Below are 5,642 nucleotides of genomic sequence, written 5' to 3'. Positions count from 1 at the left end.
TTTTCCAGGCAAGACTCCACCCGGTTCCCTCATTTCCCCGCAGCTGATGAGACTTGATCACTGCATCTGACAGCTTTTTATTCTCTATGGTGATATCCTGTCCGGGAAACAGGGAGTAGAGATGGGATATGTGTCTGTGGTTTTCCTCCGGCTCTTCAAATTCTGCTTCCCATTCCAGGAGCTGGCCTTTGCTTCCGATGCGGTAATCGGGTATCAGGAGAATACTTCTTTTTACCTCTACCAGAATATCACTGGTTTGTCCGGTAATCTCCATTCCCTCCCGATATGCCTGATACAGTTCCTTCAGGATACTGTTTGACATGGTGCTCATCTTGGAGACACCGGAATTCTGGTCTTCTGTCTGAAAACGGTTTTCGGGGGATGTCGCTGGGGACAGATAGATGCCCTCCTCGTTTTCTACCTGTATGGAAAGATAAAAACGTACTGCTTCTTCCATGACAGGCAAAACACTGTCTCTTAAAAACTCTTCATCCCGTGAATACAAATAAAAGTCCCATAACTGATTGCACAGCCAGCCGCCCGCCAGATTCCAATAACAGGCGGTAGGTGCATTTGCCTTTCCACGCCCTACCGGCCAGGTGATCCTCCAAAGATCGGAATTGTGATGCAGTACGAACCCTTCTGCATCATAGTGTTTGTCTGCAGTTATTCTGCCATTTTCCGACACCTCTTTCGTAAATGTTACCAAAGGTTCTGCCAGCTCAGCTAAATTCGTGGAATAGGCTGGCCAGTAATTCATTTCCAGATTAATATTAGTAGTTAGATTGCAGCTCCAGACAGGACGGATATCTTCATTCCAGATGCCTTGCAGGTTTGCCGGCTGGGTGCCTGGCATGGATGAGCTGATCAGCAGATACCGCCCAAACCGGAACAAAAGCTCTGCCAGTTTCAGAGCATCCTTTTCCTGGCTGCCACCCAATATCTGATCCATATCATAATAGTTTTCCTGTCCTCTCCCTAAGGTAAGCTCCACCCGTTCATAATAGCACTTGAAATCTTCTGTCTGTTTCTCCCGAAGAAAACCATACTCTAATTTCAATACCCGCTCTATCTGCTGCTTATTAATTGATTGATAATCTATTCCATCCCGAAAAGGGTGGGTATGATAATCTTTAAAAGATGTATTAACAGCGACGTAAATTACTGCCTCTGTTGCATTTTCCACATACAGATGGGAGGTATCTCTTCCTCTGACCAGTACATTTCCATCAGTGGAAACTGCAAGTGAAGCCTGGGCGGACATACCTCTCCTGTCTTTCTCTTCATAATAGCATACCGAAAATGGATCGTCTTCTTTTGAGCTTCCATAATACGGCAGGACATGCCCGGGAGCCTCCACCTCCAGGCAGAGCCGCCGGTCTGTAATTCGTAATTGGCTTACCAGGTCACTTTCTGCAGTGATTTGAAAATTCAGTGCTCCCGCTTTACTTGCTGTCAGCCGCATCACAAGAACCTGATACTCTATGCTGATAAAATATTCCCTGTGATATCTGACTTCATCCTGGCAGTAATTAATCTCTGCGATACCTGAACAGAGATCCAAAGACCTCTGATAGGATTGCGCCCTCCCATTCTGAAATGACAAATACAGCGTACCTATTGGTAAATAAGATTCGCTGTATTCACTGAGGAAATGGGTATCTATTTCCTGATATGCCTCTTCATATGCACCTTTTTGTACCAGTTCCAGGGCTTTTCTATGATGGAGAGCGCTATTATTGATGTTGCAGTCCCTGGGATATCCAGACCAGAACGTGTCTTCATTTAAGGAAATCCGCTCCTGCACAGTGCCGCCGTATATCATGGCGCCCAACCGTCCGTTTCCAATGGGCAGTGCCTCTTCAAAGCATTTGGCGGGCTTATGGTACATCATTTTATCCTTCATTTTGTCATTCTTTATGTCATTCAACTTATCCTTCATTATGTCCCCCATTTTATCTCAAAGGGTGCAGCTCTACGGACTTTTTGGTATTTGCTCCAAAATGTCCATATCCTGCACCCCCGCTTCATTTATTTGCTCATAACACTGTCATAATCTTCCTGTAACTTTTCTGCCCATCCATCCAGTAATTCCTGCGCAGTCATCTGTCCAAGCATTACTTTTTGGATATTTGGCATAGCATAATCGGATTCTATATTTGTAAAATTCGGTAAATAATACGGGAAATTACAAAATACAACATTTTCGTCATTATTCATATCTGCACCCATTTTCATATAGGAAGTTTCCTGAATCCAGCTGTCTTTCTGAGCCTCTGTATTTACCGGCATATTAGACATCATTTTTTCATAAGAGCTTGTCTCCTGAGCACTTAACAGCCACTCCAGAAATGTCCATGCAGCTTCTTTATTTTTAGAGGTAGCCGTGATCATATTTCCAGCCGGTTGAAAACTGGGAATTACAATTTTACCGGTTGCACTCTTCGGATAGGGAACTGCCTTTACCTTTGCTTCATCATTTCCAAATGCTTCATAATTTGCCTGGGCAGATCCCAGATTGTGTGCCATCATGACACCCTTTCCGGACTGGAACTGGGCAGCCATTTCCGGCCATGCCTTATTAATATCATCTTCAGATGTATAGGTAGCGTAACTGCCTAAATATTTTTCTACAAATTCTACATTTTTCGGATCATTGATGGTGCACTTCCCATCTATGAAAAAATCCGTAATACCGGAGTAAGAATACATGAGCATCTCAAGGGCTGACGCGTTTCCACCACCGCCCCGAATAATTCCTCCAAATATTCCTTTTTCCTTATCCGTAGTCTTCTCTTCTGCCTCAAAGAATTCATCCCAGGTTGCAGGAATTTCCAAGCCTTTCTCTTTTAACAGGTCCGGTCTCACATACAGGCACTGTACATTGCCTCCCGCTGGGGTTGCATAGAGCTTCGGATTGTCACTGCTGTAGTCCATATCCCGGTACAGATCCACGTATTTATCCGGAATCTGATCCTTATCCGCCCAGCTGTCATAATACTGATCCAGAGGTTCGATAATTCCCCTTGATATATAGCTCGGGTCCAGATAAGAGCTGAAGATATCCGGCGCTTCATTTGCTGCAACCGCCATGTCCAGTTTCTGGTCAAAGGCGCTGAGATCCCCTGCCACACCCAGATATTCCACTTTAATTTCCGGGTGTTCCTCTTCAAATTTAGCGATGGTTTCCTCCCACCAGGCATTTCGTTCTTCATTTGCACTCGCTTTCCAGAATGTGAGTGTGGTTTCCTCCGTATCTGCATCATTTGCATCCGTTCCTTTGGCAGTTGTTTCATTTGTACTTCCTTCTGATACATCTGCCTCTTTGTTACTGTTCTCACCTGTGTCTCCTGAGGGAGATGCACACCCCGCCATAACAGCCGCTCCAATGGCAGCCAATGCCAAAATTTTACTTAACTTTCTTCTTCTCATACTTTTCTCCTTTTCTTTTTTATCCTTTAATTGCTCCGGCTCCCAGTCCATTAACCAGATATTTCTGAATATATGCAAATAAGATAACCGGCGGTATCAATGCAATAATACTCCCTGCTGCCAGCGAACCATAATCAATGGTATATTCCCCTATCATATACTTTAATCCCACAGGGATGGTAAATAATTTCTGGGAAGTCAGGAAGGAAAACGAAACCATGAATTCGTTCCAGCAGCTGACAAATGCAAATGCACCGGTAGCTACAATACCTGGCAGCAGCATGGGAAGCAGTATGTAAATTGCTGTCTTTGTCCGGCTTGCCCCGTCTACCCACGCCGCTTCCTCCACCGCCACCGGAATACCGGACACAAATCCCTTCATTAAAATCGAATTGAACGGAATCTGCATAGCGATGTAAAAAATAATCAGGGACCATCTGTTATTTACCAGACCCATCTGCTTAAAAATGACAAACAACGGGATAATCAATATGATGACCGGCATAAGCTGCGTACCGATCAGCAGCATCATAAATATATTTTTCCCTCTGAACTTATATCTTGCCAATGCATAACCGTTTAATACAGAGCATACAACGATGATAACCAATGCAATAAAAGATACATACAGACTATTTATAAAATAGCTGGAAAACTTGCTCACTTTCCAGACATTCACATAATTCTCAAACGTAACCGGATTGGGAAGCAGGGAAATATTCATACCTGTAATGACATCCTTCGTCTTAAAGGAAGTGATGACTGCCCAGATAAACGGTATCAGTATAAAGATCAGAATCAGCGCTAAAGGAATCCGGAACAGGAACCATTTCACCAGTTTTTTCTGATTACTCATTTCCATCACCTCCAAACTTACTCAATTTCATATATAACACTGCAAATAGCAACAGGAAGAAGAATACCAGAACCCCAAGTGCGGAACCATAGCCATAATTTCCATTAACAATAGATGTCTTCATCATATAGATTGGCAGGGTTGTAGTCAAGTTAACCGGTCCTCCGTTTGTCAATGTAAATATCATATCCGTAGAATTAAATTCCCAGATGCTGCGAAGCAGTGTGGTCAAGACTATCGTTTCTTTTAAATAAGGCAGGGTTATGTAACGAAATTTCGCTATCCTCCCGGCGCCGTCTATATCACAGGCTTCATAAATGTCACCTGGAATTGACTGCATGGCAGCCAGCAGTGTAATTGCAAAAAACGGAATTCCCCGCCATAGTTCAATCATGACGACCGAAAAGAAAATCAGCTTAGGACTTGCCAGCCATGCCGGAACATTACCTGCAGACACGCCCCCTTTCATCATCAGTGTGTTTACCAGACCAATGCTTTGATTCAGGATCAGCATCCACAGCATCGTTGTGAGCACTCCGGAAACCGCCCAGGGTATCAGCGACAGGGAACGAACAATTCCCCTGCCCTTAAATTTACAGTTTAATAACAGCGCCAGGATCATTCCAAATACCAGCTGCAGTCCGACTTCCACAACAACCCACTTTACGGTAAATAGAATACTTCCTCCTACAACATGATCGTTTGTAAAAATAGTCTTGAAATTTTCCAGTCCGATAAATCCGGTATTGGCAAAATCCGCATAATTATAATTTTGAAAACTCAGCAAAAATACTTTGCAGATGGGATATCCAAATATTCCAATCATTAGAATAACGGAAGGTAAAATCATAACATAAGGCGACCACTGTATCCTTCTGTGTACTTTTTTACCAGACATTCCCTTTCTTTCTCTCATAGACACCATCCTCTCTCTTTCATGCCTTGATTATATCGGACTTACAGCGGATATCCAATTTAAAAAACCGCTGTGATGTTTGAAAAAAGCGACATGTAAAGCGGTACTGCTTTCTTTTTTCTAAAACTTTGTTATAATGAAGTCATCAATCTTACTTTATATAATAACGAAACCTGAATGATCATAATGGTGCAAAATCAAACCGTTTAAATACCAAGGAGTATAACATATGAAAATATTAATCTTTCCCCCGAAAAAAAATTTCCGAAACCTCCCTGTACAAAGTAAGATGCTGCTCTCACTGCTGCTCTCCATTCTGGTTACCGGTCTGGTAATGATCACTGTTCTAACTGCAATACGTTACCAATTACATAAACAGGTCACACTTATGACTTCGAAAACCCTGAATCTCTATCAGGAAATGATGGAGCTTCAAAT

The 5,642-nt window shown here is 42.9% G+C and carries 5 protein-coding genes; 1 reads left to right on the top strand and 4 read right to left on the bottom strand.

What is annotated here, in order from left to right:
- From ACH2DQ_RS08485 to ACH2DQ_RS08470, 4 genes are all read right to left on the bottom strand, one after another.
- Positions 1–1,942, bottom strand: a 1,942-nt coding sequence (locus tag ACH2DQ_RS08485) for a glycosyl hydrolase family 95 catalytic domain-containing protein (protein WP_395026371.1), incomplete at its 3' end; no start/stop codon positions are given.
- Positions 1,943–2,031: 89 nt separating this feature from the next.
- On the bottom strand, positions 2,032–3,432 hold the full coding sequence (locus tag ACH2DQ_RS08480) for an ABC transporter substrate-binding protein (protein WP_394914617.1): 1,401 nt from the start codon (positions 3,430–3,432) through the stop codon (positions 2,032–2,034).
- Positions 3,433–3,451: 19 nt separating this feature from the next.
- Positions 3,452–4,288 (bottom strand): carbohydrate ABC transporter permease, encoded by an 837-nt coding sequence (locus tag ACH2DQ_RS08475; protein WP_394914616.1) that lies wholly within the window; start codon positions 4,286–4,288, stop codon positions 3,452–3,454.
- Positions 4,281–5,204 (bottom strand): carbohydrate ABC transporter permease, encoded by a 924-nt coding sequence (locus ACH2DQ_RS08470; RefSeq protein ID WP_394914615.1) that lies wholly within the window; start codon positions 5,202–5,204, stop codon positions 4,281–4,283. The genes ACH2DQ_RS08475 and ACH2DQ_RS08470 overlap by 8 nt, the downstream gene beginning before the upstream one ends.
- A 229-nt stretch (positions 5,205–5,433) precedes the next feature.
- On the opposite strand from ACH2DQ_RS08470, the gene ACH2DQ_RS08465 reads away from it, so the two are divergent.
- A partial coding sequence (locus tag ACH2DQ_RS08465) for a hypothetical protein (RefSeq protein ID WP_395026367.1) occupies positions 5,434–5,642 on the top strand: 209 nt, incomplete at its 3' end.

It is taken from the genome of Robinsoniella sp. (genome assembly GCF_034124845.1).
This window is presented reverse-complemented; position numbering and strand designations above follow the sequence as displayed.

Bases quoted from the DNA above. Each gene is read 5' to 3' on its own strand.
- ACH2DQ_RS08480 (WP_394914617.1), bottom strand. From the start codon at position 3,432: ATGAGAAGAAGAAAGTTAAGTAAAATTTTGGCATTGGCTGCCATTGGA.
- ACH2DQ_RS08475 (WP_394914616.1), bottom strand. From the start codon at position 4,288: ATGAGTAATCAGAAAAAACTGGTGAAATGGTTCCTGTTCCGGATTCCT.
- ACH2DQ_RS08470 (WP_394914615.1), bottom strand. From the start codon at position 5,204: ATGAGAGAAAGAAAGGGAATGTCTGGTAAAAAAGTACACAGAAGGATA.